This is a genomic window from Campylobacter concisus, assembly GCF_902460545.1.
GTDB lineage: Bacteria > Campylobacterota > Campylobacteria > Campylobacterales > Campylobacteraceae > Campylobacter_A > Campylobacter_A concisus_AE.
Genome location: NZ_CABPUE010000002.1, coordinates 153,612 through 179,596 on the forward strand (window position 1 = coordinate 153,612; position 25,985 = coordinate 179,596).

Annotated in this window: 24 protein-coding genes; 22 read left to right on the forward strand and 2 right to left on the reverse strand. The window is 38.7% G+C overall.

Annotation, left to right across the window (positions count from 1 at the left end; all coding sequences use genetic code 11):
• Positions 1-4: 4 nt before the first annotated feature.
• The 22 genes from FZ949_RS02475 to FZ949_RS02580 all read left to right on the forward strand — a co-directional run bounded on the left by FZ949_RS02475 (position 5) and on the right by FZ949_RS02580 (position 24,276).
• A complete protein-coding gene (locus FZ949_RS02475; protein WP_148790090.1) occupies positions 5-2,131 on the forward strand; it encodes an STT3 domain-containing protein in 2,127 nt (708 codons plus the stop codon).
• On the forward strand, positions 2,131-3,648 hold the full coding sequence (locus FZ949_RS02480) for an MATE family efflux transporter (protein ID WP_148790091.1): 1,518 nt from the start codon (positions 2,131-2,133) through the stop codon (positions 3,646-3,648). The genes FZ949_RS02475 and FZ949_RS02480 overlap by 1 nt, the downstream gene beginning before the upstream one ends.
• On the forward strand, positions 3,649-4,410 hold the full coding sequence (locus FZ949_RS02485; protein WP_148790092.1) for a glycosyltransferase family 25 protein: 762 nt from the start codon (positions 3,649-3,651) through the stop codon (positions 4,408-4,410).
• Complete coding sequence (locus FZ949_RS02490) at positions 4,411-5,343, forward strand: glycosyltransferase family 2 protein (RefSeq protein ID WP_103580460.1); 933 nt, start codon at positions 4,411-4,413, stop codon at positions 5,341-5,343.
• Positions 5,340-6,398: a glycosyltransferase gene (locus tag FZ949_RS02495; RefSeq protein ID WP_103580461.1), complete on the forward strand. Its 1,059-nt coding sequence runs from the start codon at positions 5,340-5,342 to the stop codon at positions 6,396-6,398. The genes FZ949_RS02490 and FZ949_RS02495 overlap by 4 nt, the downstream gene beginning before the upstream one ends.
• Positions 6,395-7,438 carry a glycosyltransferase gene (locus FZ949_RS02500; protein WP_103580462.1) on the forward strand — a complete coding sequence of 348 codons (1,044 nt, stop codon included), beginning with the start codon at positions 6,395-6,397 and terminating at the stop codon, positions 7,436-7,438. Before FZ949_RS02495 ends, FZ949_RS02500 begins: the two co-directional genes overlap by 4 nt.
• A complete protein-coding gene (pglJ, locus tag FZ949_RS02505; RefSeq protein ID WP_103580463.1) occupies positions 7,435-8,559 on the forward strand; it encodes an N-acetylgalactosamine-N,N'-diacetylbacillosaminyl-diphospho-undecaprenol 4-alpha-N-acetylgalactosaminyltransferase in 1,125 nt (374 codons plus the stop codon). The genes FZ949_RS02500 and pglJ overlap by 4 nt, the downstream gene beginning before the upstream one ends.
• Entirely contained in the window at positions 8,552-10,651 is a 2,100-nt protein-coding gene (locus FZ949_RS02510) for an STT3 domain-containing protein (RefSeq protein ID WP_148790093.1), read from the forward strand. The genes pglJ and FZ949_RS02510 overlap by 8 nt, the downstream gene beginning before the upstream one ends.
• A gap of 2 nt (positions 10,652-10,653) precedes the next feature.
• Entirely contained in the window at positions 10,654-11,769 is a 1,116-nt protein-coding gene (pglA, locus tag FZ949_RS02515) for a N,N'-diacetylbacillosaminyl-diphospho-undecaprenol alpha-1,3-N-acetylgalactosaminyltransferase (RefSeq protein ID WP_148790094.1), read from the forward strand.
• Positions 11,762-12,367 (forward strand): undecaprenyl phosphate N,N'-diacetylbacillosamine 1-phosphate transferase, encoded by a 606-nt coding sequence (gene pglC / locus FZ949_RS02520; protein ID WP_087586201.1) that lies wholly within the window; start codon positions 11,762-11,764, stop codon positions 12,365-12,367. The genes pglA and pglC overlap by 8 nt, the downstream gene beginning before the upstream one ends.
• Positions 12,354-12,944: a UDP-N-acetylbacillosamine N-acetyltransferase gene (gene pglD, locus FZ949_RS02525; RefSeq protein ID WP_087586202.1), complete on the forward strand. Its 591-nt coding sequence runs from the start codon at positions 12,354-12,356 to the stop codon at positions 12,942-12,944. The genes pglC and pglD overlap by 14 nt, the downstream gene beginning before the upstream one ends.
• Positions 12,945-12,992: 48 nt before the next feature.
• Positions 12,993-14,084 (forward strand): UDP-N-acetylbacillosamine transaminase, encoded by a 1,092-nt coding sequence (gene pglE / locus FZ949_RS02530; protein WP_087586203.1) that lies wholly within the window; start codon positions 12,993-12,995, stop codon positions 14,082-14,084.
• Positions 14,084-15,865: a UDP-N-acetylglucosamine 4,6-dehydratase (configuration-retaining) gene (gene pglF, locus FZ949_RS02535; protein ID WP_103580467.1), complete on the forward strand. Its 1,782-nt coding sequence runs from the start codon at positions 14,084-14,086 to the stop codon at positions 15,863-15,865. Before pglE ends, pglF begins: the two co-directional genes overlap by 1 nt.
• Before the next feature lie 2 nt (positions 15,866-15,867).
• Positions 15,868-16,764: a PDC sensor domain-containing protein gene (locus tag FZ949_RS02540; protein ID WP_103560684.1), complete on the forward strand. Its 897-nt coding sequence runs from the start codon at positions 15,868-15,870 to the stop codon at positions 16,762-16,764.
• The gene (gene hisH, locus FZ949_RS02545) at positions 16,761-17,372 is read left to right on the forward strand and encodes an imidazole glycerol phosphate synthase subunit HisH (RefSeq protein ID WP_148790095.1); all 612 of its coding nucleotides are present in this window, start codon (positions 16,761-16,763) and stop codon (positions 17,370-17,372) included. The genes FZ949_RS02540 and hisH overlap by 4 nt, the downstream gene beginning before the upstream one ends.
• Positions 17,372-18,082 (forward strand): 1-(5-phosphoribosyl)-5-[(5-phosphoribosylamino)methylideneamino]imidazole-4-carboxamide isomerase, encoded by a 711-nt coding sequence (gene hisA / locus FZ949_RS02550; protein ID WP_148790096.1) that lies wholly within the window; start codon positions 17,372-17,374, stop codon positions 18,080-18,082. Before hisH ends, hisA begins: the two co-directional genes overlap by 1 nt.
• Before the next feature lie 63 nt (positions 18,083-18,145).
• Complete coding sequence (locus FZ949_RS02555) at positions 18,146-18,511, forward strand: chemotaxis response regulator CheY (protein ID WP_002939933.1); 366 nt, start codon at positions 18,146-18,148, stop codon at positions 18,509-18,511.
• Positions 18,511-19,344, forward strand: a complete 834-nt coding sequence (locus FZ949_RS02560) for a 50S ribosomal protein L11 methyltransferase (protein ID WP_148790097.1) — start codon at positions 18,511-18,513, stop codon at positions 19,342-19,344. The genes FZ949_RS02555 and FZ949_RS02560 overlap by 1 nt, the downstream gene beginning before the upstream one ends.
• Positions 19,337-21,262 carry an ATP-dependent zinc metalloprotease FtsH gene (gene ftsH / locus FZ949_RS02565; protein ID WP_103580471.1) on the forward strand — a complete coding sequence of 642 codons (1,926 nt, stop codon included), beginning with the start codon at positions 19,337-19,339 and terminating at the stop codon, positions 21,260-21,262. The genes FZ949_RS02560 and ftsH overlap by 8 nt, the downstream gene beginning before the upstream one ends.
• A 2-nt stretch (positions 21,263-21,264) precedes the next feature.
• Positions 21,265-21,891 (forward strand): phosphatidylserine decarboxylase, encoded by a 627-nt coding sequence (locus tag FZ949_RS02570; protein WP_103580472.1) that lies wholly within the window; start codon positions 21,265-21,267, stop codon positions 21,889-21,891.
• Positions 21,884-22,615 (forward strand): CDP-diacylglycerol--serine O-phosphatidyltransferase, encoded by a 732-nt coding sequence (gene pssA, locus FZ949_RS02575; RefSeq protein ID WP_021091822.1) that lies wholly within the window; start codon positions 21,884-21,886, stop codon positions 22,613-22,615. Before FZ949_RS02570 ends, pssA begins: the two co-directional genes overlap by 8 nt.
• A 146-nt stretch (positions 22,616-22,761) precedes the next feature.
• Complete coding sequence (locus FZ949_RS02580; protein ID WP_103580473.1) at positions 22,762-24,276, forward strand: 2-isopropylmalate synthase; 1,515 nt, start codon at positions 22,762-22,764, stop codon at positions 24,274-24,276.
• A 263-nt stretch (positions 24,277-24,539) separates the two neighbouring features.
• Here the strand turns inward: FZ949_RS02580 and FZ949_RS02585 are convergent, their stop codons facing one another.
• Positions 24,540-25,190: a tRNA threonylcarbamoyladenosine dehydratase gene (locus tag FZ949_RS02585; RefSeq protein ID WP_103580526.1), complete on the reverse strand. Its 651-nt coding sequence runs from the start codon at positions 25,188-25,190 to the stop codon at positions 24,540-24,542.
• Complete coding sequence (gene surE / locus FZ949_RS02590) at positions 25,190-25,957, reverse strand: 5'/3'-nucleotidase SurE (protein ID WP_103580474.1); 768 nt, start codon at positions 25,955-25,957, stop codon at positions 25,190-25,192. Before surE ends, FZ949_RS02585 begins: the two co-directional genes overlap by 1 nt.
• Between the last annotated feature and the right edge of the window lie 28 nt (positions 25,958-25,985).

The window sequence follows — 25,985 nt, forward strand, 5'->3', positions numbered from 1 at the left end:
TTTAGTGCACAAAGTAAGCGTAAATTGTAAAATTTTACTTATATTTCTGGTTGCTTATCTGTTTGGATTTGCGGCTAGGATGCTCTGGGTATTGTGGGCAAAGGATATGCCAGAGTTTTACTTTAATGGCGAATTTATGCTTACGACAAATGACGCATACTATTACGCAGAGGGTGCTAGAGATATGCTGGCTGGCTTTCATCAGCAAAATGACTTTAGCCCATTTAATCACCCAATCTCAACTATAGTTTTTTATATTTGCAAAGTTTTTCCTTTTAAGATCAAAAGCGTGATGTTTTACATGAGCATCTTTTTAGCTCCTCTTATCGCACTTCCAGTTATTTTGATATCAAATGAGCTTAAGGCACTAAAAGCTGGGGCTGTGGCAGCGTTTATGAGCGTTATCTTACCAAGCTATCTTTCAAGGACATCGCCTGGATATTTTGATAGTGATATGTTAAATGTCACATTTGCGCTTTTTATCATCTATTTTTTGATCAGGCTTTTAAGCACAAATGAACAAAAATTTATCGTTTTGCCTGGAGTTTTTGCATCACTTTATCTTTGGTGGTATCAAAGCTCATATGCACTTATTTTAAGCATTTTCTTTATGTTTTTACTATATACGCTAGTTTTTATGCGAGATAGATTACAAAATTATCAAGCGATATTTTTTATGTTTATAAGCATCGTAAGCTCAAATATTTTTACTAAAGATCCACTAATAGCAAATAAAATTTTGATTTTTAATTTAGTGGTTATTGCTTTATTTTTCTCTCTTTTTTGCAAATATAAAAATTTACTCTCAGCTAGAAATTTAGCCATTTTTCTTACTTTAATGCTAGCTATTTTTATCTATTTTGGTGGTTTTGATTTCATTACTTCAAAAATGGGTATTTATGTTTTTAAAGGTAATGAAATTCTTAGCGATAAATTTCACTTTATAAATGAATATAATTTCATCAGTGAAGTAAAAAGTGCCAGTCCTTTGTATTTTATCTATTTCATGTCGGGAAATATTCTTATATTACTGGCAGCTATTATTGGATACTTGCTACTTTGCTTGAAATTTCGTCCATTCTTACTTACATTGCCAATGCTTGGACTTGGACTCCTATCTTTCTTTGGTGGAGTTAGATTTGTTATGTACGTAACACCACTTGTTGCGCTTGGTTTTGGGTATTTTTTGCATTTTTTTTTAAATTTATTTGATCTTAGAAATTCTATTAAAAATTTATCACTTTTGGTTTTTGTCGTAGCCGCTCTTGCTATAAATTTAGATTTTGCTTATTCATATAGGCCAAAGACTGTAATTAGCCGTGATGAAGCAGTAGCACTTGATGAACTCAAAAAGATCACAAAGCGCGATGATTATGTATTTTCATGGTGGGATTACGGGTATGCTATAAGGTATTTTGCTGATGTTATGACTTTAAACGATCCTGGCAGACAAGGTGGTGAAAATAATTATTTTGTTAGCCTTGCCTTAAGAAAAGATGAGGCATTTTCGGCTAGACTTACAAGAGTGGCAGTTACGTATAATGGCATCTCGCTTGAGCAAAATATAAGGCCAATAGATAAAATTTTAAAAGACTACAACACAAGCGACATAAATACTTTTTTAAGTCAGCTTGAAAGCAAAAATTTCACTCTGCCAGCTGCAAAAAAAGATATTTTTTACTATCTTGTACCAAATATGATTGACATCGTACCAAATATCTTTAGATATAGCTATATCAATATTACAACTGGTAAAAGGCAAAAAGAGTATTTTTATCATGTTAGTGCATTAAATGGCGTTAGCGAAGCTGGTATCGACCTTGGAGATGGCTATACTTTGCCTACAAATGAGCAAAAATTTATCATGCATAACAGCGAAAAAATAGCCGTAAAATCATTTTATAAAGTAAAAGGTGCCGGAAGAGATTTGCGAATAGATGAAAAAATCATAGATGAAAACGCTAAAATTTATGTCATTTTTTTGGAAGATTATGCGCGGATATTGTTGCTTGATGAAAATACTTTTAACTCATCTTTTGTGCAGCTTTTTATATTTGAGCGAGCTGATGAGCGATACTTTGAGCCATTTATCATTTCAAATGGCGTAAAAATTTACAGGTTAAAAATCTAATGTTAATCAATCTAATAAGCTCGATCGTCGTTTTTGTCGTATCAATGGGCATAAATTTCTTTCTTACGCCATTTATCTTAAAAAGCCTTGGTAACGAAGCTTTTGGCTTTGTGGGCCTTAGCAACGCCATAGTTAGCTACGCAGCAGTCGTGAGCGTGGCGATAAACTCGGTTAGTGGGCGCTTTGTCGCTCATTCGTGGCACAAAAATGACCTAAGCCTTGCAAACACCTACTACTCATCAGTGCTTGTTGTAAATATCTTCTTTTGCGCCGTTGTCGTGGTGCTTAGCTCCGTTTTTATACTAAATTTGCAAAGCTTTTTAAACGTCCCTGAAAATTTACTCTTTGACGTGAGAATGACCCTTGTTTTTTACTTTATAAATTTCTGCGTTGGGCTATTTAACGGCATTTTAACGGTCTGTGCCTTTGTGACAAACAAGCTCTATCTACTCTCCATCAGAAACGCCATCTCAAGCGCGATCCTAGCAGCCCTCATCGTGGCGCTCTTTTTCTTTTTTAAGCCATTTATCTCATACATCGCCATTTCAGCGCTAGTTGCTAGCCTTTTTGTCTTTTTTAGTACCATTTTTATGTCAGCTCGCATCACGCCAGAGCTAAAATTTAGCCTTAGTAAATTTGACTTTTCTAAGATCAAAGAGCTTTTAAGCTCTGGCATTTGGAATAGCTTTAATGCGCTAAACCGCATACTTTTAACAGGCATGGACCTATTTATCTGCAACATTTTCGTAAATGCAAACGCCACTGGTCTTCTCTCAGTCGCCAAGGCCGCCCCTATCATACTTGAGAGCTTTGTGGCACAGCTTAGCGGTATCTTTGCGCCAAAATTTGTCGAGCTTTACTCAAAAAATTTGATCACGGACCTCATAAAAGAGGCTAAATTTTCTATGAAGGTGATCGCCTTTGTGATGAGCGCTCCGGCTGCATTTTTCGTAGTTTTTGGGCTTGATTTTTACACGCTTTGGCTACCTTTTAAAAGCGCAGATGAGGTCAAATTTATCTATAGCGTCTCGATGATCACGCTTGTGCCTATCGTCTTTATAAGCTTTGTTTTTTCGCTTTTTAACCTTGATAGCGCGACAAACAAGCTTCGCCGCCCAGCCATTGCCAACACTATCCTTGGCGTTAGTACGATAATAGCGCAGATCGCGCTGCTTAAATTTAGTGGCTACGGCGTTTATGGCATTGTCATCGTTGCAGCCATTTTTTATAGCATAAGAATTCTTGGCTTTGACCTTATAAATGCTGCTTTAAATTTAGAGGTAAAGTTCACCACGTTTTATGGGGTTTATTTTAAAAATTTAGCCGTTTTTGCGCTCTGCGTGCTTGTGATGTTTGCCTGCAAGGACTTTGTGAGCTTAGATAACTGGCTAAAATTTACTATCTTTGCTGCGATCTACGCCGGCGCAGCTTATGTTTTGGGATATTTTTTATTTTTTAATGCTTACGAGCGAGACATAGTCTGGCGTAAAATTTTAAAAAAATTTAAAAGGTCTTAAATGAATGAAATTTATCTGATCTCTTTGGCTAAAGACACCAAAAGACGCGAGCTTTTGCAGCAGAAATTTAGCTCTTATGATAGCTTTAAGCTAATAGACGCAGTGGATGGCAGGGAGCTAAACGCGAGGGAGTACTACAAGATCATTTCGCCATCATTTAAAGCTTACGGGAAAATTTTAAGCCCAGCAGAGGTTGGCTGTTCGCTCTCGCATGTGAAAGCCTACGAGGCGTTTTTGGTAAGTGAGGCTAAATTTGCTCTCATCTTTGAAGATGATGTGATAGGAGATGATAATGCCATAAAAGAGGCCTTTTTAGCAGCTAGCAAGATGTCTGAAAATAGCGTGCTGATATGTGGCATGCAAGATGGGCTAGAGGGTAGGTTTAGCGCCTTTGGCAAAAAGGTGGATAGTAGCCTAAGTAGGCCACTTTGGCAGGTCTCAAAGTACTCATTTTCAAGCATTTATAGAGCAGGGGCTTATGTGCTAACTAAAAAAAGTGCTAAAAATTTGCTTGAAATTCATAAACGTGCGCTTTGCACGACCGATATTTGGGACTATTTGCTTGGTGTTAATGATATGCAGATGTATTTTTGCGATCTCTTTTCGCACCCAACTGATCTTAGTGGCTCAAACATCGAGGATGAGCGCCTTGAGAGGGGATACAGAGCAAATTTAAAGGCCTACATAAAAACAATTAAATTTATATTTTTCTCACGGCTTGAAAAGCTTCAAGGTTATGAGAGAATTTTTAAAAGGGGCTAGATGAGCGAGCCATTAATCAGCATTGTAACTGCGACTTATAAGCGTCCAGAACTTTTAAAAAAGGCTATCAAAAGTGCTCTATCCCAAAGCTACAAAAACCTAGAGATAGTTGTAACAGATGACGGCGATGACGAGAGTGCGAGTGAAATTTGCAAGAGTTTTAATGACGCTAGGATCAAATTTGTAAAAAACAGCGCTCACAAAAAGAGCCCAAATGGTAATAAAAATAATGGCTTTGACAACGCAACAGGCGAGTTTATCTGCTTGCTTGACGATGACGATGAGCTTTTGCCAGAAGCGATTGCTGAGTGCTATGAAATTTTAAAAAGTGGAGAGTATTCGTGCGTTTTTGCAGACGCGATCTGCGAAAAATATGGCGTGATGACTGAGGTGATGGCTGGTAGAAGCCCATATAGCAAGAGTGGGGCGATGAGTAAGGTTGATTATCACTGCGGGCGGATAAATGGCGAGTATTTTAAACTTTTTTCGCGCGAATTTATAGACGGTTTTAGGTTTGATGAGAGCAGTTTTGGCGGCGAAAATGAGCTTTACATCCGCTTTTTTGAAAAAAATGTCTTCTATCTTAAAAAGCCACTTTACATCTACCGCATCGCAAGAAGTGATAGTGCTACGCTAAATGCAGGCAAGCATGCTTTAAATGTCGCAAACGCCTACATCAAAACGGCAAATATGCACTACGATATAGCCATCAAGCATGAGCCAAAATTTCTAGCCTTGCAGTATAAAAACGCCGCTTACTACGCCAAAATCGCTGGCGAATATGGCCTGATGTTAAGGTGTATCTTTAAAAGTCTTAGCATTAAATTTAGTAAAGAGGCGTTTATTTTTTTGCTACTTAGTCCGCTTCCAAGTGGCATTTTACCGGCACTCTCAAAGCTTAGAGTGAAGATAAAACAAAGGATTGGCGTATGAGGATATTATTTGTCACATCAACGCTTAGAAGTGGTGGTGCGGAGCGAGTTTGCGCGGTGATCGCATCAAGATTTAGCATGGATCACGAGGTGAGTATTGTTAAATTTGATAGGGATGAGCCATTTTACGAGCTAGCAAGTGGTGTGAAGCTTATAAATTTAGGCGTTGGGGCTGATGAGCTTGGCTTTTTTGGAAATTTAAAAAAGAGAGTTTTCAAGGTGCTTGCTTTAAGGGCGCTCATAAGAGAGGGCAAATTTGACGCCGTGATATCATTTTTAGACGCCGTAAATACCTTGGTGCTCTTTAGCTCAGCTGGACTAAAAACGCCTATAATCATAAGCGAGCACACAAACTATCTTGCGCCAAAAAGAGCCATTTTTAAGGTGTTAAGACGCATAAGCTATCCATTTGCAAACGCACTTAGCGTCTTAAGCGAAGAGGATCTAGGACATTACTCGAAATTTTGCAAAAATGTGATGAAAATTTACAACCCACTCTTTGAAGAGGTGCGCAGTGAGAGCTTTGCTAAAGAAAATTTAGTCATCTTTGTTGGCAGGCTAAATAAGATAAAAAACTGCGAAATGTTTGTAAGAGTGGCTGCAAGCTTAAAACAAAGCGGCTATAAATTTGCTGTCGCTGGAGATGGCGGAGAGAGAGCAAATTTAGAAAATTTAGCCAAAAGCTTGGGCGCTGATGTAGAGTTTTTAGGCAATGTAAGCGACATAGCTTTGCTTTATAAAAGGGCAAGGGTGCTGCTCTCTTGCTCAAATTTCGAGGGTCTTGGAAACACATTGATAGAGGCGATAAACTATGACTGCGTGCGGGTTGCGACAAGAACTAGCGGGGCAAAAGAGCTTATAAAAGATGGCTTTGATGGCTTGCTTTGCGAGATAAATGACGCTGGGCAGATGAGCGAAAAGCTTGCAAAAATACTGCAAGATGAGGCAAAAATGGGTGAATTTGCTAAAAATGCAAGGGCTAGACTTGATGAGTTTAGCGTGGAGCAAATTTATAAAAAATGGCTGGAGCTTTTAAGGCTTGGAGGTGTGAAGTGAAAATTCTTTTTGTCATAGCTGCGCTTAGAAATGGTGGGGCTGAACGTGTGCTAAACGTGCTTGCAAATGAGCTTTGCAAAGACAATGAGATCACTATCACTCTTCTTGAAGAGGATCTTGGACTTTATAAATTTAGTGAAAAGATAAATATCATAAATCTTAGCGTCACTGGCTTGGGTGTCGCTTTAAAATTTAAAAAAATCCTTGCCCTTAGAGCGCTTTTTAAGGAGCAAAGAGCTGATCTGATAATGAGCTTTATCGACTGGACGAACGTCGCTTGCGTGCTGGCAAATGCTGGGCTAAAGAGCAAACTAATAGCAACTGAGCATCACGAGCATAGCTACTTAAAAAGCAAAATCGCAAGCGCTATGCGTGATCTTGCCTACCGCTTTGTAGATGGCTTAAGCGTGCTAAGTAAAAGCGACTACGACTACTATAAATTTGCCAAAAATCGCGAGGTCATCCACAACCCACTTTTTATCGGCGTGCCTGAAATTTGCGAGAAGCAAAACGTTATATTGAGCGTGGCTAGGCTGGAGGCGGTAAAGGGCTATGATATCTATTTTGAGGCGCTTAGCAAGGCGGATAAGAGCTTGCTTGATGGCTGGGAGATAAAGATCGCAGGCAGTGGCAGGCAAGAAGCGCAGCTAAAAGAGACGGCCTCAAATTTAGGGCTTAATATCAAATTTCTAGGTCATATGAGCGACGTTAGCAAGCTTTATAGCGAGGCAAAAATTTTTACTCTTAGCTCACGAAGCGAGGGGCTTTCAAATGTGCTAATAGAATCAGGCGCCTTTAACTGCGCTAGGCTAAGTAGCGACACTGTGGGCGCAAGAGAGCTTATAAAAGACGGCATAGACGGGCTTATCTTTAAAAATGGCGATGCAAATGATCTAAAAGATAAGCTTGAGATGCTTTTAAAAGATGAAAATTTAAGGCAAAAACTAGCAAAAAACGCTAGTAAAAATGCAAATTTATTTAGCAAAGAAAATATCATTAAGCAGTGGCGAGAATTTATAAAAAAGGTTGTTAGCAAGTGAAGAAATTAGCCGTTTTTTTATACTCGATGGGGCCTGGTGGTGCTGAGCGAAATGTGGCAAATTTACTGCCATTTTTGATCAGACGTTATGAAGTTCATCTCATCTTAATGAGCAAGGTCATCGCCTACGAGATCCCAAGCGAGGTGCAGATCCACTTTATAGAAAATAGCGATCCTTACGAGAGTGGGCTAAAGAAGCTTGCAAGGCTCTTTTTAGCGATGCCAATGCTTGCCTTTAAGTATAAAAAACTTTGTCAAAACTTAGGCATCGACACGCAGTTTGTGCTTATGAACCGCCCTTGTTATATTGCTGGGCTTGCTAGAATTTTAGGGCTAAAGGCTAGGCTAGTTATCAGCGAGCGAAGCTGTCCGTCGATCCTATACAAAGACGATCTAAGCGGTAGGGTTAATAAATTTTTACTCACTCATCTTTATAAAAAAGCTGATCTCATCCTTGCAAATGCAGTTGGTAACAAAGAGGATCTAGTGCGAAATTTTGGCATGAGTGAGGACAAAACAAAGGTGCTTTATAACGCCCTTGATCTAAAAACTATAAATTTGCTAAAAGATGAGCCGCTAGAGAGCGATTTTAGGCCATTTTTCATAAATATCGGCCGCCTTGATAGCGGTAAAAATCAAGCCATGCTAATAAAAATAATAGCTTCAATTAACGATCCTCGTGCTACGCTTGGCATCCTTGGTAAAGGTCCTTTAAAGGATGAGCTGCAAAATTTGATAGACAAATTTGGCGTGGGCGAGCGAGTAAGGCTTCTTGGCACTGATAAAAATCCATTTAGGCATATAAAAAACGCCTCTTGTTTGCTTTGTGCTTCGCGTTTTGAGGGCTTTTCAAATGTCTTGCTTGAAGCACTAGCGTGCGAAAAAACTATCATCTCAACCGAGCATAAAAGTGGCGCAAGGGAGCTTTTGGGCGAGAGTGAGTTTGGTATTTTGGTACCTGTTGATGATGAAAATGCGATGAAAGAGGCGATGATAAAGGTGCTTAATGCGCCTGAAATAAGGCAAAATTTTGAAAAGGTTGCGTATAATCGGGCTAAATTTTTTGATAGTGAAAATATAGCGAGCGAGCTTATAAATTTTTTGGAAAATCCTAATGAATAGAAATTTATTTTTTAAAAATTACTCTTTATACTTGATGATATTTGTCGCAGTTGTTTTTGGTATAGTTTGTAGGCTTTACTGGGTCTTTTGGGCGAGTGAATATCCGGTATTTTTCTGGAACAACGAGCTAATGATCAGCACAAACGACGGCTATGCATTTGCCGAGGGTGCAAGGGATATGCTAGCTGGCTTTCACCAAGAAAACGACCTTAGCTACTACGGCTATCCGCTCTCGACGCTTACTTACTGGATCGTGAAATTTCTAGGTGTCAAGCTTGAGACGGCGATGATTTATATGAGCGTATTTTTCTCATCGCTTGTCGCTGTACCTGTTATCTTGATCGCAAATGAATACAAAGTAAAAATGGCTGGCTTCATCGCTGCACTTCTTGCAGTGATCGCAAATAGCTACTACAACCGCACAATGGCAGGATATTACGACACTGACATGCTCATCATCCCACTTAGCGTCTTTGTCGTTTGGGGGCTTGTTAGAGTGCTTGAGAAAAAGGACGTAAAGAGCCTGATAATAGCACCTTTAAGCGTGCTTATCTATATGTGGTGGTATATGAGCGCCTTTTCGCTTATTAGCATTTTAACTGGGCTATTTTTACTTTACACGCTCATTTTTGATAGGAAAAATCCACTTTTTTACCTTGAAATTTCACTGCTTTTACTTGCTATCTCAAACCTTGATCTAACTCTTAAATTTATTGTTGTCATCGCTATTTATGCGTTTTGTCTTTTTAAAAAAGAGGTGATGAATTTAAAATTTGCTCTTGGTATTTTGGCAGTTGTTTTTATTGTTTTTGTAATTCGTGGCGGACTAAATCCGATAATCTTTCAGCTTAAATTTTACGTCTTTAGGGACGCGCCTGAAGTTGGAGGCATGAGCTTTCACTTTTTTAATGTTAATCAAACCATCCAAGAGTCAAGCATCGTTGATTTTACGCTATTTTGCGAGAGGATCAGCGCAAATGTCATCACATTTTTGATCTCGCTTGCTGGCGTTGCTCTTTTTTGCTTTCAATACCGCTCATTTGCCGTCTCGCTTGGCATGCTTGCACTTGGCTTTTTAGCATTTAAAAGTGGACTTAGATTTACCATTTATGCTGTGCCTATCATGGCACTTGGCTTTGGCTACTTAGTGGAGTTTATACTTTCAAATTTAAAGCTAAAAGGAGCGGTGCTAAATCTCGCGAGAGCTTTTATAACCGTGCTTGCTCTTACTCCAGCTCTCATTCATATCTATGGTTACAAAGCTGAGCCGGTTTTTGTACACAAAGAGGTTGAAATTTTAAATAAGCTAAAAGGTATCGCAGGACGCGAGGACTACGTGGTTGCGTGGTGGGACTATGGATATCCGATCAGATATTACAGTGATGTTAAGACGCTCATTGATGGTGGAAAGCACCTTGGACGTGAAAATTTTGCCGTGAGCTTTGCGCTTGGAAGCGACGAGATGAGCTCGGCAAATATGGCAAGGCTTGATGTTGAGTACACAGAGAGAAATTTTAAAGAGAGATTTAATGGCAATTTGGCTCAAATTTTAAAAGAGAGAAATGCAAGCATTGATCAATTTTTTAGTGATATAAAAGAGGCAAATTTTAGCCTGCCAGCAAAGACAAGGGAAATTTATTACTATCTTCCAGATAGGATGCTTAGTATTTTCCCGACCATTTTGCAATTTAGCAAGATCGATCTAAAAAGCGGTAAAAATTTAAACAATGGACTTTTTATCGTTACAAGAGCGATCTCTCAAAATGAAAATGGCATTAGACTAAATGGTGGATTTACGCTCACAAGTGATGTCACAAATTTAATCTATGATGGCAACATCTTGCCTCTTAAATCTTTCATAGAGACTGATTATAACGAAGCTAGCAAGCTAAATGTCAAAGAGTATAAAAACAACGAAAGCTCAAATATTTCTGTCATTTTTATGAGAGATTATGGTAGGTTTATCATCCTTGATGAAAGCATCTTAAATAGCGCATACATCCAGCTTTTTGTGCTTGAAAGGTACAATCCTAAGGTCTTTGAGCCAGTCATACTTGATGGGGCGGCAAAAGTTTATAGGCTAAAGAGGTAGAGATGGCAAGGATAGGGTTTTTAAGCCATGCTGATATGAGCATACACTTTTTTAGGCGGCCGATAATGCAAGCCTTAAAAGATATGGGGCATGAAGTTTTTGCTATCGCTCCAAAAGGAAATTTTACTAATGATCTTGCTAAAAGCTTTCACTCCGTCACTTACGAGCTTGACAAAGCCAGTCTAAATCCACTAACTGTTATAAATAACTCAAAAAAACTATCTCAAATTTTGGGCGAGCTAAATTTAGACCTGCTTCAAACTGGCGCTCACAAGTCAAATGTTTTTGGCACATTTGCCGCTAAAAACGCTGGCATAAAGCACGTGATAAATTTGGTCGAAGGCCTTGGTAGTTTTTATATAGACGATGATATTAAGACAAAGGCTGTGCGTTTTGTCATGGAGAGCCTTTATAAGCTCTCTTTTGCAAAAGCTGATGCTTGCGTATTTGTAAACGACTCGGACGCTGATTATATGATAAGCCAAAATTTGATAGATAAAAGCAAAGTTTACCGCATAAAAAGTGTCGGCGTGGATACTATCAAATTTGACCCAGTCATCACTCAGGCGGCTGATCTTGGCGATAAAAAGGTGATTTTAATGATCGCAAGAGCTATGTGGCACAAGGGTGTTCGCGAATTTTACAAGGCAGCAGAAATTTTAAATGGCTACAAAAACTGCGAATTTGTCTTTGTGGGCGAGGGATTTGCTGGCAATAAATCAACTGCGGATGAGAGCTTTTTAAAAGGTGGCAAAGTGCGATATCTTGGCGCTAGAAACGATATACCGCAGCTTTTAAAGGCTTCTTATTTGCTAGCACTTCCTAGCTATAAAGAGGGTTTTCCAAGAACGGTTTTAGAGGCGATGAGTATGGCAAAAGCAGTCGTTGCAAGCGATGTGACAGGCTGCAATGAGGCTGTAAAGGATGGTTACAATGGGCTTTTATGTAAGGTAAAAGATGCAAGCGATCTTGCCAGTAAAATAAAAATTTTGCTTGATGACGAGGCGCTTTGTGCTAGACTTGGGCAAAACGGCAGAAACTGGGCGGTTAGCGAGTTTGACGAGAAGCAAATCGCAAAAAGATATATAGAAATTTATAGGAAATTTATAGATGTATAGAAATTTTTTAAAGAGGGTGATTGATATTTTGGGGGCTTTGTTTTTGCTTATTTTAACATCGCCTATCATCATAGCAACGGCGATTTTTATCTATTTTAAGGTAAGCCGCGATGTCATTTTTACGCAGGCAAGACCAGGTCTTAATGAGAAAATTTTTAAAATTTATAAATTTAAAACGATGAGTGACGAGCGTGACGTAAATGGCGAGCTCTTGCCAGATGAGCAGCGTCTTGGTAGATTTGGCAAACTTATCCGCTCGCTTAGCCTTGATGAGTTGCCACAGCTTTTTAATGTGCTAAAAGGCGATATGAGTTTTATCGGACCAAGGCCGCTTTTGGTCGAATATCTACCCATCTATAACGAAACGCAAAAGCACCGCCACGACGTGCGCCCTGGTATCACAGGGCTAGCGCAGGTAAATGGCAGAAACGCCATAAGCTGGGAGAAAAAATTTGAGTACGACGTCTATTATGCTAAAAATTTAAGCTTTATGCTTGATGTAAAGATTGCCTTACAGACCATCGAAAAGGTGCTAAAACGAAGTGGTGTCAGCAAAGAGGGGCAGGCGACGACGGAGAAATTTAATGGCAAAAACTAAGAAAATCTACATCTACGGAGCAAGCGGGCATGGCCTTGTAGTAGCTGACATCGCTAGAAATAATGGCTATGATGAGATAGTTTTTTTAGATGACGCTAGCGAGCGTAAATTTAGCCCAGAGCTTGAAAAAGCTGACATTATAATAGCCATTGGCGAAAACAAAACTAGGCAAAAGATCAGCCAAAAAGTAGAGGCTGCTGGCTTTGAGATAGTAAATTTGATCCATAAAAGCGCGGTTGTGAGCGAGAGCGCTGTGATAGAAAAAGGTGTAGTTGTCATGCCAAATGCCGTTATAAACGCAAAAGTACGCATAAAAGAGGGCGCTATCATAAACTCTGGTGCGGTGATAGAGCATGAGTGCGTGATAGGTAAATTTGCTCACATTAGCCCAAATGCAGCCCTTGCTGGAAACGTTAGAGTGGGCGAATTTACACATGTTGGCATCGGCTCAAGCGTCATTCAAGGTATAAGCATCGGCAGTAACTGCATCATTGGCGCTGGAAGTGTGGTCGTTAGAGATATAAAGGACGGCACAAAGGCTTACGGCGTACCAGCATGCGAGCGCGCTAAGATATAAATTTAAAAATAAGTGCTAAAATCGCCAAAAAATCACGAAAGGGATGAAATGGATAGGGTTTTTTTATCTCCACCAAATATGAGCGGAAAAGAGCAAGAATATATAAAAAAAGTTTTTGAAAGTAACTATATAGCGCCACTTGGCGAGTATGTAAATAAATTTGAAGAAAGTATAAAAAGCTATACCGGAGCAAAAGATGCTCTTGCACTAAGCGCTGGAACGGCGGCGCTTCACCTAGCACTTCGCGTCCTTGGCGTAAAAGAGGGTGATTTTGTACTAGCTTCTAGCTTTACTTTCATGGCTTCAGTCTCACCTATACTTTATGAAAAAGCAACTCCAGTATTCATAGACTGCGATGAGAGTTGGAATTTAAGCCCAGAACTACTTAAAAAAGCAATCTCAAATTTACCTAAAAAGCCAAAGGTATTAGTCGTTACTCATCTTTACGGACAAGCTTCAAAGATGAAAGAAATTTGTGAAATTTGCCAAAATGAGGGCATCGCTTTGGTTGAAGATGCAGCTGAAGCACTCGGCGGATTTTACGGCGGTAAGGCACTTGGCACATTTGGCGTAATGGGTGCATATAGCTTTAACGGTAACAAGATCATCACCACTTCAGGCGGCGGTATGCTAGTTGGTGACAAGGAATTTGTAGAAAAAGCTAGGTTTTACAGCACTCAAGCAAGAGAGCCTTTGCTTCACTACGAGCACAAAGACTATGGCTACAACTACCGCTTAAGTAACGTGCTAGGTGCTATTGGCGTGGCTCAGATGGAAGTTTTGGAAAAAAGAGTCGAGCAAAAGAGAAGAGTTTTTGAAATTTATGAAAAAGAGCTTGGCAACGTTTTAGAATTTATGCCAGAACTGCCAAATTCTCGTGGTAACAGATGGCTGACAACTGGCGTTTTTGCTAAAAAAGATGCACATTTAAAAGTTATCAAAGCACTAGCTGATGAAAATATTGAGAGTCGCCCACTTTGGAAACCTATGCACTTGCAGCCTATATTTAATGGTGCGTTAAGCTTTATCGATGGATATAGCGAAGATCTATTTTCAAGAGGAATTTGCTTGCCAAGTGGCAGCGATATGAGTGAGCAGACACAAGAAAGAGTGATAAAAATAGTCAAGGAAAATGCGTAATGTTTCATGCAACAAAGTTAAAAAGGCTCGTATTTTTCCTTCTTGGCGATGTTTTTATATTTATCTTTTCGATATATGTGGCTTATCTTTTAAGATTTAACGCTGACATCCCAGATATCTACGTGCAAGGGCTTTTTGTAACGGCTGGATTTTTGATCGTATTTAAGCTCTTTTTTATGTGGATGTTTAAAATTTACAAGGTGCCGTGGAGGTTTTTTGGATTAAATGAAGCAAGAAAAATTTTCTTAGCTCACGTTTGCTCAGCTGTTTTATTTACGATCATTTTTTTTATCATTCAAGATTTTTTAAATCCATATCCAAGAAGCGTTATTTTCATTGATCTTCTTATTTCATGCTTACTTGTTGGGCTTTTAAGAATTTCAAAACGCATGGTGCTTGACTTTTCAAACAAACCTCACAAAGGTGAGCCTTGTATCGTTATAGGCGCAACGTCAAAAGCGCTTCACGTCTTGCGTGGCTTAAAACAAGGGTATCTTGACTACTACGCGGTTGGAGTGGTAGATGGCAGGAGTGATCTTGTTGGTACTTATTGTGATGGTTTTTTAGTGCAAGATAAAAAAGAGATACCAAGCCTTCTAAAAGATTATGATGCAAAGACCGCTATCATCGCGCTTGCGCTAGATCAAGATGAGCTTCAAGCCTTAGTTGATGAGCTAAGCGGATATGGCATAAGAGATATGAAGCTCTTCTCTCTTATCGAAAATGAGCCGATCAAGGATATCTCAATCGAAGACTTACTTGCTAGAAAGCCAAAAGATTTAAACCCAGAGGCTATTTCAAATTTCTTAAAAGATAAAAGAGTACTTGTCACCGGAGCTGGCGGTAGTATAGGAAGTGAAATTTGTAAGCAGTGTTTGAAATATGGTGTAAGTGAGCTTATAATGGTTGAGCACAGCGAGTTTAATCTTTATAAAATAGGCGAAGACACAAAAGATAAAAGAACTGTTAGCAAGCTTGTAAATATCACAAATTTAAAAGACTTTGAAGAGGTTTTTGAAGAATTTAGACCAGAGATCGTCATCCACGCTGCAGCCTACAAACACGTGCCACTTTGCGAGCTAAATCCTCGCTCAGCAGTTGAAAACAACATCCTTGGCACAAAAAATGCAGTCGATCTTTCTAAAAAATATGGCGTTAAGAAATTTGTCATGATCTCATCAGACAAGGCTGTGCGCCCAACAAACATAATGGGTACAACTAAGCGTGTTTGCGAGCTTTACGCACTAAATTCAAATGAAGCAGGTGTATGCGAGATAGTTTGCGTGCGCTTTGGTAACGTCCTTGGCTCAAGCGGATCTGTCATACCTAAATTTAAAGCGCAGATCGCTACAAATAGGCCACTAAGCGTCACTCATCCAGAGATCACAAGATACTTTATGCTTACATCAGAAGCTTGTCAGCTAGTCCTTCAGGCAGCCTCTATCGCAAAAGGTGGCGAGCTTTTCGTGCTTGATATGGGCGAGCCTGTTAAGATCGTTGATCTTGCTAAAAAGATGCTTCTTCTTTCAAACAAAGAGCATTTGGGTATAGAATTTGTGGGTCTTAGACCAGGTGAAAAGCTTTATGAAGAGCTACTTATCAACAAAGATGATGTGCAAACAAAATATGAATCGATCTTTGTGACACATTCAGAGCCTTACGATTTAGCGCTTTTAAACTCGCAGATAAGTGAGCTTTTGCAGCTTGAAGATGATGAGGTAGCACCTGCACTTAAAAAGATCGTTCCTGAGTTCAATCACGCATTAAATTTAAAAGGTTAAATTTGGTTATAAAAGATATTAAGAGATTTAGTGACACGAGATATAAGGCAAGGGCGTATATTTGTTATTTATTTAGTAGAAATTTGCCAAATAGACTGCCCGGAGTTTGTTTAGAGAACATAAAAGCTGGCTTTGATAAGATCAGCCACGAGATAGAAAATTTTGACGCACTGTATATCTTAGACGAAAATGGCGTGCAGATCGAAGACTCGATCAGCCTAAATGAGAAGTATAAAATTCCAAAGGGCGAAAACCGCGCAAATAAAGCCTACTACTACACTGCAGTGCGTGAGAAAAGATGCGTTTTAAGCGATCCATATCCATCAAGCCTAAATGGAGGTTTATGCGTCACAGCAAGCGTGCCTATCTATAATGAAAAAAATGAGCTTAAATTTATCGCCTGCATCGATATAAGCCTAGAAAATATCCTAAATATGGTCGATAGCGGCTTTGTTGAGGAGCATTTTGGTAGATTTTTAAAGACTATTTATACACTTTTTTGTGCATCGCTTTTTATGATCTGCGCATTTTTGTTTTGGCACGGTGTAAAGAGCTTTATCTCAAAGAGCATCGAGCATATAAATGTCGAAGAAATTTTTGAATCAACTATCATTTTAACGCTAGCCCTCGCCATTTTTGACCTTGTTAAGACGATATTTGAAGAAGAGGTGTTAGGTAAAAATCACGAGGAAAATAGCGTTATTTATAAAACGATGGTGAGATTTATCGGCTCAATTATCATCGCACTTGCAATCGAGGCGCTCATGCTAGTCTTTAAATTTGCTATCACTGCACCTGAAAATATCATAAATGCTATCTATCTAATAGGCGGTGTGGCGATGCTGATGGCGGCACTTAGCTTTTATCTTTTCAGCGTAAAAAGACAAGAGAACAGATGATCGCTATTATTGATTATGGTGCGGGCAATATCAAAAGCGTGATAAATGCTTTTAAATTTCTTGGATATGAGTGCGTTTTAGTAAGTGAGCCTGATAGTTTAAAAGAGTACTCTCACATCGTTTTGCCAGGCGTTGGAGCTTTTGGTGAGGCGATGACAAAGCTAAAAAATAACGGCATGGACGAAGCTGTAAGAGAAGCAGTAAAAAGCGGTAAAGCATTTATTGGTATTTGTCTTGGCATGCAGCTTTTATTTGAAAAAGGTTTTGAATTTGGCGAACATGCTGGGCTTGGACTGATAGCTGGCGAGGTCGTAAAATTTAATGAAACTAATTTCGATAAGCCATTAAAAATACCTCACATTGGCTGGAATGCTTTGGAATTTAAGCAAAATAGCCCATTAAATTTAGGACTAAAAGAGCTTGAGTATTTATATTTTGTACACAGCTATCATGTGGTTTGTGATGATAAATTTGCACTGGCAAAGACAACTTACGGATATGAATTTACAAGTGCGGTTTGGCATGAAAATATCTTTGGCTTTCAGCCTCATCCAGAAAAAAGTCATGAAGCTGGACTTAAAATTTTAGATAATTTTGCGAGGTTATGATGGAAATTTTTCCAGCGATTGATTTAAAAGAGGGACAAGCAGTTAGGCTAAGCAAAGGTCTTATGCAAAGTGCAAAAATTTATAGCAACGAGCCAAGTGAACTTGCTAAGAAATTTGAAGATTATGGCGCAAAATGGCTTCATGTGGTTGATTTGGATGGTGCATTTGCTGGAGAGACGATAAATTTTAAAACAATTGAAAAAATTACAAAGGCTACAAATTTAAGCGTCCAAGTGGGTGGTGGTATAAGAGATGAAGAGCGAATAAAACGCTATTTAGACCTTGGAGTTAGCAGGGTGATCCTTGGCTCAGTTGCCTTTCATGATCCAGAATTTACAGCAAAAATGGCTGAAATTTATAGAGTTGTAGTCGGCATTGACGCAAAAGATGGCTACGTGGCCGTGCAAGGTTGGGGCGAGATCTCAAATATAAAAGCAATTGATCTTGCAAGAAAATTTGCAGATGTTGGCGTGGAAGCTGTGATTTGTACCGATATTAACAAGGATGGAATGCTTGGCGGAGTTAATATTGAGTTTAGCTTGCAAATAGCTAGAAATAGCAAGCTTGAGACGATAGCAAGTGGCGGTGTGAGTGATATAAATGATGTTTTGATGCTAAAAGCCACAAATGAGATTAGTGGCGTAATAGTTGGGAAAGCCTACTATGAAGGGTTGCTTGACCTAAAAGAGGCCTTTAAACTACTTAGATAGCGTTAAAGCTTTTATAAATTTAAATTAGCTAGAATAGGGCAATTTTTACTAAAAGGATATTATGTGAAGATTTTGGTTGTAGATGATAGTTCAACAATGAGAAGAATCATAAAAAATACTTTACAAAGGTTAGGACATCAAGAAATTCTTGAGGCTGAGCACGGTCTTGAGGCTTGGAATATCTTAACTCAAAATGAAGGCATCGAAGTTCTTATTACTGACTGGAACATGCCTGAGATGAACGGTCTTGAGCTTGTTAAAAAGGTAAGAGCTGAGCAAAAGTATGTTGATATGCCTATCATAATGGTAACAACAGAGGGCGGAAAAGCCGAAGTTATAACAGCTTTAAAAGCAGGTGTTAATAACTACATCGTTAAACCTTTTACGCCACAAGTTTTAAAAGAGAAGCTTGAAGACGTTCTTGGTTAATGAAAGATAAATTCTACGAATTAAGCATAAAAACATCAAATTTTTATGATGAAATTTTAGAGCTAGTTTTCTCTTTTGGAGTTACCTGTGTTGAAGAGCTAGATCACGAGATTATCATCAGGGAAGAGTATGATCTAAAAGATATAGCTTGGGGTATCGAAGAGTATGCAAAAGGGCTCTCTAGTGTTCGTAAAATTTCAAATGATTTAAAAATTTCTCTTAATTTAAAAGAAAATAAAGACTGGCTAGGCGAATATAAAAAGGCAGTTAAGCCCATTTTGGTTGATAAAATTTATGTTAGACCTAGCTGGGAAGAGCCACTTAATGGCGTAACAAATATCATAATTGACCCAGCTCTAGCCTTTGGCTCAGGGCACCATGAAAGCACAAATTCTTGTTTGCAACTTTTACAAAAATATGCAAAAAGTGGCAATACTGCTTTAGATGTAGGTTGTGGAAGCGGGATATTAAGCATAGCCTTAGCAAAGCTTGGCTGTAGGGTCGATGCTTGTGATACAGACGAGCAAGCCACGCAAAGCTCACTTAGCAACGCCGAGTTGAATGAGGTTAAATTTAATAAAATTTGGACAGGCTCTATCGCAAATTTAGAGCAAAAATATGACATTGTCGTAGCAAATATCATCGCTGATGTCATTTTTATGCTCTCAAATGACTTAAAAAAATCGCTTAAAAAAGGCGGCTACTTGGTATTGTCAGGAATTTTAAACAAATACGAAGATAGGATTAAAGATACATTTAAGGATTTGGAGATAATTGAGATAAAACAAAGTAACGATTGGAGTAGCTTTGTTTATAAGGAAATAGATGAATAACCAAAATAATAACCAAAACAATGGTAACAATAACGGTTTTTTTAATAAAAATCCTATTTTCATTTTTGCCATTTTTGCAATAGTTATAGTTTTAGCTTTTAGAAGCTTTAGTGGAGACGGACTTGGTAGCTCTTTTGGGCTAAATAGTAATGCTCAGAGTAAAATGGTAGCTTATTCTGAGTTTAAAGATATGTTAAAAAATAAGCAACTAAATGAGGTTGCTATCTCAGAAACTACCATAAAAGGTATAGGTAGTGACAAAACTATCTATCTTGCAAAACGTATAAATGATCCAACGCTCATTGGCATACTTGAGCAAAATGGCATAACTTATAGCGTTTATAGCGAAAATAACTGGTTTGGTGATCTTATATTTTCATGGATCATCCCGGTATTTATATTTTTTGCTATTTGGATGTTTATTGCTAGTCGTATGCAAAAGAATATCGGCGGCGGCATACTTGGCATAGGAAGTGCAAAAAAACTTATAAATTCTGAAAAACCAAAAGTTAAGTTTGACGATGTTGCAGGTGTCGAAGAGGCAAAAGAAGAGGTTCAAGAGATAGTTGATTATCTAAAAAGTCCTGATAAATATCTAAGACTTGGGGCAAAAATTCCAAAAGGTATTTTACTAGTTGGCCCTCCAGGTACTGGTAAAACACTTCTTGCAAGAGCAGTTGCGGGCGAGGCTAGCGTGCCATTTTTCTCTATGTCGGCATCAAGTTTTATTGAGATGTTTGTCGGTGTTGGCGCAAGTAGGGTTAGAGATCTTTTTGAAAATGCTAAAAAAGAGGCTCCAGCGATTGTTTTTATAGATGAGATCGATGCGATCGGTAAAAGTAGAAATTCTGGTCCAATGGGTGGCAACGACGAGAGAGAGCAGACGCTAAATCAGCTTCTTTCTGAGATGGACGGCTTTGATGCGGATAAATCACCAGTCATCGTTATAGCAGCTACAAATAGACCTGAAGTTTTAGATGCTGCGCTTTTAAGACCAGGTAGATTTGACAGGCAAGTGCTTGTTGATAAGCCTGATTTTAAAGGACGCTGCGACATTTTAAAAGTTCATATGAAAGATGTAAAGATTGGCAAAGATGTAAATATCGAGGATATCGCAAGGCTTACTACTGGTTTAGCAGGCGCTGATCTTGAAAATATCATAAATGAGGCTGCACTTCTTGCAGGACGTAAGTCAAAGACCTTTGTCGAGCAGGCCGATCTTGTGGAGGCCGTTGAGAGATCGATCGCTGGACTTGAGAAAAAGTCTCGCCGCGTAAATCCAAAAGAAAAAAGAATCGTCACTTATCATGAGTGCGGTCATGCCTTGATAGCTGAGCTAACAAAAGGTGCAAAAAGGGTAACAAAAGTCTCAGTCGTGCCACGTGGTCTTGCAGCACTTGGCTATACTCTAAATACGCCTGAAGAGAATAAATTTATGATGCAAAAGCATGAGCTGATAGCAGAAGTGGATGTGCTTTTGGCTGGTAGAGCTGCTGAAGAGGTGTTTATTAAAGAAATTTCAACCGGAGCTAGCAACGACCTAGAGCGTGCGACTGATATCATAAAAGCTATGGTTAGTATGTATGGTATGAGCGATGTCGCCGGTCTTATGGTACTTGAAAAGCAACGTGCTACGTTTTTAAATGGTGGTCAAAGCATCAAAGATTACAGTGATAAGATGGCTGAAAAGGTTGATGAGTTTGTAAAAACGCTTCTTCATGAAAGATACACAGCTGTGCTTGGTTTGCTTGAAATTTATAAAGGTGCTATTGAAAATATGGTATCAGCACTTTATGAAGAAGAAACAATCGAAGGAAAAAGAGTTAGAGAGATCATTAAAAACTATGAGATCGAAAATAGTCTAGAGAGCAGACTTGTAGAGACCGAAGAAGACGAAAAGAGTAAAAAAGAGGAATAAAAATGAGTGGCTATATCGCGAAAGCAGGATATAAATTTATATTATTTTTTCTAATTTTATTTGTTTTATCTTTGCTGTTTGGGATCTTGCCACTGCTTTTTGCTATTTTACTTTTTTTGGGACTTTATTTTTTTAGAGATCCTGAGAGAGAGCCATTTTCTGATGATAAATTGGCTTTACTATCGCCGATTGATGGTAAGATAAAAGAGATTAGTGCTTCAAATTTTGATAATAATGAAGTAGCTAAGATCGTTATAAAAAAATCTTTTTTTGATGTTGGTACATTAAGGGCTGTAAGTGATGTAAAAGTAGCTGAAATACGTAAAAGACATGGCTTATTCTTATGCCAAGCTATGAAAATTTCAGAATTTTTAAATGAAAGAGCGATTATTCACTTTGAAAAAGAGAATATAAAATTTGTTATGAAAATTATAGCTGGGGCTTTCAGTAGAAGTTTAGAAATTTCAAATGTTACTAGCCTGAAAGCATCTAGAAAATTTGGTTTTTTAGGAAGTGGTGAGGTGATTTTATACCTACCAAGAGATACTAAGATATGTGTAAGCGTTGGAGAAAGCGTAAAGGCTGCTTCACTTTTGGGATATTTTGAAGAGGGAAAAATAGATGAATAACATACAAAAGATGCAACTAATGTATATCTTGCCAAATTTATTTACAGCAGCTAGTGCTTTTTTGGGTGTTATTAGTATTATTTCATCTATTCAAGGTAACTATTTTAAAGCCATTATTTATATAATCTTATCGCTTATTTTAGATGGACTTGATGGACGTGTGGCTAGACTTACAAAGACAACTAGTAAATTTGGGGTAGAGTTTGATAGCCTTGCAGATCTTGTTGCTTTTGGTGTAGCACCAGCGATTTTATTTTATTTGACTATTGGTAAAAATTTTGGCAGATTTGGGGCACTTATAGCTGCTATGTTTGTGGTTTTTGGAGCTATTAGGCTTGCTCGCTTCAATGTCACTACTGGTACATATGAGCCAAATGTTTTTATCGGGCTTCCTATACCATCAGCAGCTATTGTGAGCGTACTTTGGGTTGGAATTTATATCGACTATACTTTTTTAGAGGGATTTGAGTGGTGCTTGATGCTACTTGAAGCTACTTTGGCAGCTTTGATGGTTAGCAACATTCGCTATCCAAGCTTTAAAAAAATAAATTTAAAACAAACCCATGTGATAAGAATTTTAGTAGCTCTTGTCGTTGCGTTTTCGATGCTTTATCTATATCCATTTGAAAGTGCGACTTTGGTTATGAGCATCTATATGCTTTATGGCATAGTAAGAGCCACTATAATGTTTAGTAAAAATTCTAAAAAAAAGGAGAGCGAATGAGCGAAAATGGCGTCATAAAATCACGTAAATTTTTACCAAAAATCGAAATCAAAAACTCTCTACTGCTGCTACTTAGGTAGCAAATTTCTCTTTACTTAACTCATCAAATTTAAAATTTAAATATAAAAAATAAAAAAAGGACAAAAATGGATAAGAATAAAATTATAATCTTTGATACGACTTTAAGAGATGGTGAGCAAAGCCCTGGTGCATCGATGAATACAGCTGAAAAACTACAGATCGCACTTCAGCTTGAAAGGCTTGGCGTGGATGTTATGGAGGCTGGATTTGCAGCGGCAAGCCCAGGAGATTTTGATGCGGTAAATCAAATAGCAAAGCAAGCCTCAAATATCATAGTTTGCTCTCTTGCACGCGCAGTTGAGCGTGATATCAAGGCAGCTGGCGAGGCATTGGCTCCAGCTAAAAATAAGAGAATTCATACATTTATAGCGACAAGCCCAATTCATATGGAGTACAAGCTAAAAATGAGCCCAGATGAAGTAATAAAACGTGCAGTCGAGTCTATAAAATACGCAAAAACCTTTTGCGATGATGTGGAGTTTAGTTGCGAGGACGCTTGTAGAAGTGAAATGAGCTTTTTAAAAGAAATTTGTGATGCTGCCATAAATGCGGGTGCAAAAACTTTAAATATTCCTGATACAGTTGGTTATTTATATCCTGAAGAGATAACTGCTCGCATTAGTGAAATAGTAAAATTTGTAGGCGATAGAGCCATAATATCTGTGCATAATCACAATGACTTAGGCATGGCTACAGCAAACTCGTTAGCGGCTATAAAAGCTGGTGCAAGGCAGGTTGAAGGCACGATAAATGGCATAGGTGAGCGTGCTGGAAATGCTGCGCTTGAAGAGATAGTGATGGCTATTAAAACTCGCCAAGACGTCTTTGCTCCACTTTATACAGACATTATTTCAAAAGAAATTTATCCAACTTCAAGACTGATTGCTAGTATTATAGGCATTGAGCCTCAACCAAACAAAGCTATCGTTGGTAAAAACGCATTTGCTCATGAGAGTGGCATACATCAAGACGGCGTGCTAAAACACAAAGAGACCTATGAGATAATTAGCGCTGAGAGTATAGGCCTTGAGAAAAATTCTCTCGTTCTAGGTAAGCATAGCGGTCGTCACGCGTTTAAAGATAAGCTTGCTAGCCTTGGATTTGACCTTGATAGCGATGCTCTTAATAAGGCATTTGAAAAATTTAAAGAGCTAGCTGATAAGAAAAAAGAGATATTTGATGATGATATTAGAGCTCTTGTGGCTGAAGAGATTACAAAAATTCCACAAGCTTATGAGATCACGGCTCTTCTTCAAAGTAGCGGCGGAAGCCTTGCGAGTGCTTCAATTAGCATAAAACACAATGATGAGATTATCAGCGACTCAGCTCTAGGAAATGGTACTGCCGATGCGATATTTAAGGTAGTTGATCGCATTAGTGGCATTAGTGGCACGCTCAAAGACTATAAAGTGGCGTCTGTTTCTCAAGGTAAAGACGCACTTGCAAAGGTTGATGTAAAGGTCGAGTTTGAGGGCAAAACGGCTGTAATAGGCCATGGACTTGACATAGATACTATGATGGCAAGTGCAAAAGCCTATGTTGGTGCACTAAATAGCTACCTTCGCATCCATAAAAACTAAAATTTTAGCTGGCTGCTAAATTTGCAGCTGGCTAATTTAAATTTAGCTACTCTTTAGACAAAGACTTAAATTTACTCCATTTTCAAATTTTAAAATTCCATTCACTCCTAAGAATTGACTACTAAAATTACTCGTTCACGAAATTTTTAAAATTTATAAATGCTCATCGCAGATTGTTAAATTTAGATTTTGCAGAGTTGGCTATTAATTTTATAGTCGTGACGCGCTAACTCTAATTTTAAAATTTGCCTATAATTTTAGACTTACTGCTCAACTATCTTTTTAACAGCTAATGAGGCTAAATTTAGCCCAAAGCAAGCAGTCACGCCCATGAAGCTTCCAAGTGGCTTGCAAAGTGGCTCTTCTGTTGAAAAGACCACATCAAATTTACCGCTAAAGCCTGATCTTTTGAGCTCATATCTATATTTTCTAGCTAGCGGATCGACCGAGGTTTTCCACACGCTAGCCACCTTTATCTTAGTTGGATCGATCCTTTTTGCCCCACCCATCGAGGCTATAAATTTGCTAGGATCTACCGCATTTGCAAGGGCAATCTTAGCAGTGATATCATCGATCGCATCGATCACCACGTCAAATTTACTAAAGTCAAAACCAGCAATAAATTCTGGTGTAATCAGTGCTTGAATAGGCGTGATGCAAGGATAAATTTTGGCAAATTCCTCCACCTTTACACCGCCCACGTTTTCGCTGTAAATTTGGCGGTTTTGATTTGTAATGTCAAAGATATCTTTATCGATTAAAGTGATGTGCCCAACCCCGCTTCTAGCAAGTGCATCCACGCACATCCCGCCAACGCCTCCAGCTCCGCAAACTAGCACTTTTGCGCTTTGAAGCTTGTTAAAACCATCCTCGCCAAAGAGCCATCTTATCCTCGTAAATCTATCATTTTGCATCAAAATTTCCCCTTTAAGCTCTCCAAGCTCTCGTATGAAGTCATATTTAGTTTTATGGGCGTTATCGTCGCAAAGCCCTCATTTACCTTGCTGATGTCACTTGGCTCGCCTTTTTCGTATTCAAGCGCAGCATTTCCAAGCCAGTAGTACTCGATGCCTCTTGGGTTGCGATTAAGTGTGGCATGCGTGGCGTAGGTGCGTCTGCCAGCTGGCACTACGGAGTAGCCTTTGAAATTTTTGCTAGTTACAGCCGGGATATTTACATTTAGAAATTCTCTTTGATTTAGTAAAATTTCACCCTCTAGCACCTTTGGTACGATAAATTTCACGACCTCTTTTGCTAGCTCAAAGCCAAGTTCATTTAGTGAGTTGTTTTCATAAAACTGCGAAAAAGCGATGCTTCTAATGCCCTGCAAAACGCCCTCCATCGCCGCTCCACACGTGCCAGAGTAGGTGATATCTTCGCCCAAATTTGCCCCGTGATTTATGCCACTTATCACTAGATCTGGTTTTTTATTATAAAGTGCGTGAAGTGCGAGATAGACGCAGTCGCTGGGCGTTGCGTCGTCAAGTTTAAAAAAGCCATCATCAAGTTTTATAAACCTAAGAGGCCTTGTGAGCGTCAAAGAGTGAGCGCAGGCTGATTTTTCAGAGCTTGGAGCTACGATCGTGACATTTACGCTATCTAGCTCGCTTAAAGCTTCTTTTAAAGCAAGCAAGCCAGTCGCTTCAAATCCATCGTCATTTGTTATCAAAATTTCTTTCAAATTTTATCCTTTAAAGGCCTGGATTTTA

What these genes read in the sequence shown, in the direction of transcription:
- FZ949_RS02495 (WP_103580461.1), top strand. Translation starts at nt 5,340, where the DNA reads ATGAGGATATTATTTGTCACATCAACGCTTAGAAGTGGTGGTGCGGAG.
- pglA (WP_148790094.1), top strand. Translation starts at nt 10,654, where the DNA reads ATGGCAAGGATAGGGTTTTTAAGCCATGCTGATATGAGCATACACTTT.
- pssA (WP_021091822.1), top strand. Translation starts at nt 21,884, where the DNA reads ATGAATAACATACAAAAGATGCAACTAATGTATATCTTGCCAAATTTA.
- pglD (WP_087586202.1), top strand. Translation starts at nt 12,354, where the DNA reads ATGGCAAAAACTAAGAAAATCTACATCTACGGAGCAAGCGGGCATGGC.
- FZ949_RS02585 (WP_103580526.1), bottom strand. Translation starts at nt 25,190, where the DNA reads ATGCAAAATGATAGATTTACGAGGATAAGATGGCTCTTTGGCGAGGAT.
- FZ949_RS02580 (WP_103580473.1), top strand. Translation starts at nt 22,762, where the DNA reads ATGGATAAGAATAAAATTATAATCTTTGATACGACTTTAAGAGATGGT.
- FZ949_RS02490 (WP_103580460.1), top strand. Translation starts at nt 4,411, where the DNA reads ATGAGCGAGCCATTAATCAGCATTGTAACTGCGACTTATAAGCGTCCA.
- pglE (WP_087586203.1), top strand. Translation starts at nt 12,993, where the DNA reads ATGGATAGGGTTTTTTTATCTCCACCAAATATGAGCGGAAAAGAGCAA.
- hisH (WP_148790095.1), top strand. Translation starts at nt 16,761, where the DNA reads ATGATCGCTATTATTGATTATGGTGCGGGCAATATCAAAAGCGTGATA.
- ftsH (WP_103580471.1), top strand. Translation starts at nt 19,337, where the DNA reads ATGAATAACCAAAATAATAACCAAAACAATGGTAACAATAACGGTTTT.
- FZ949_RS02570 (WP_103580472.1), top strand. Translation starts at nt 21,265, where the DNA reads ATGAGTGGCTATATCGCGAAAGCAGGATATAAATTTATATTATTTTTT.
- pglC (WP_087586201.1), top strand. Translation starts at nt 11,762, where the DNA reads ATGTATAGAAATTTTTTAAAGAGGGTGATTGATATTTTGGGGGCTTTG.
- hisA (WP_148790096.1), top strand. Translation starts at nt 17,372, where the DNA reads ATGGAAATTTTTCCAGCGATTGATTTAAAAGAGGGACAAGCAGTTAGG.
- FZ949_RS02480 (WP_148790091.1), top strand. Translation starts at nt 2,131, where the DNA reads ATGTTAATCAATCTAATAAGCTCGATCGTCGTTTTTGTCGTATCAATG.
- FZ949_RS02510 (WP_148790093.1), top strand. Translation starts at nt 8,552, where the DNA reads ATGAATAGAAATTTATTTTTTAAAAATTACTCTTTATACTTGATGATA.
- FZ949_RS02485 (WP_148790092.1), top strand. Translation starts at nt 3,649, where the DNA reads ATGAATGAAATTTATCTGATCTCTTTGGCTAAAGACACCAAAAGACGC.
- FZ949_RS02560 (WP_148790097.1), top strand. Translation starts at nt 18,511, where the DNA reads ATGAAAGATAAATTCTACGAATTAAGCATAAAAACATCAAATTTTTAT.
- pglF (WP_103580467.1), top strand. Translation starts at nt 14,084, where the DNA reads ATGTTTCATGCAACAAAGTTAAAAAGGCTCGTATTTTTCCTTCTTGGC.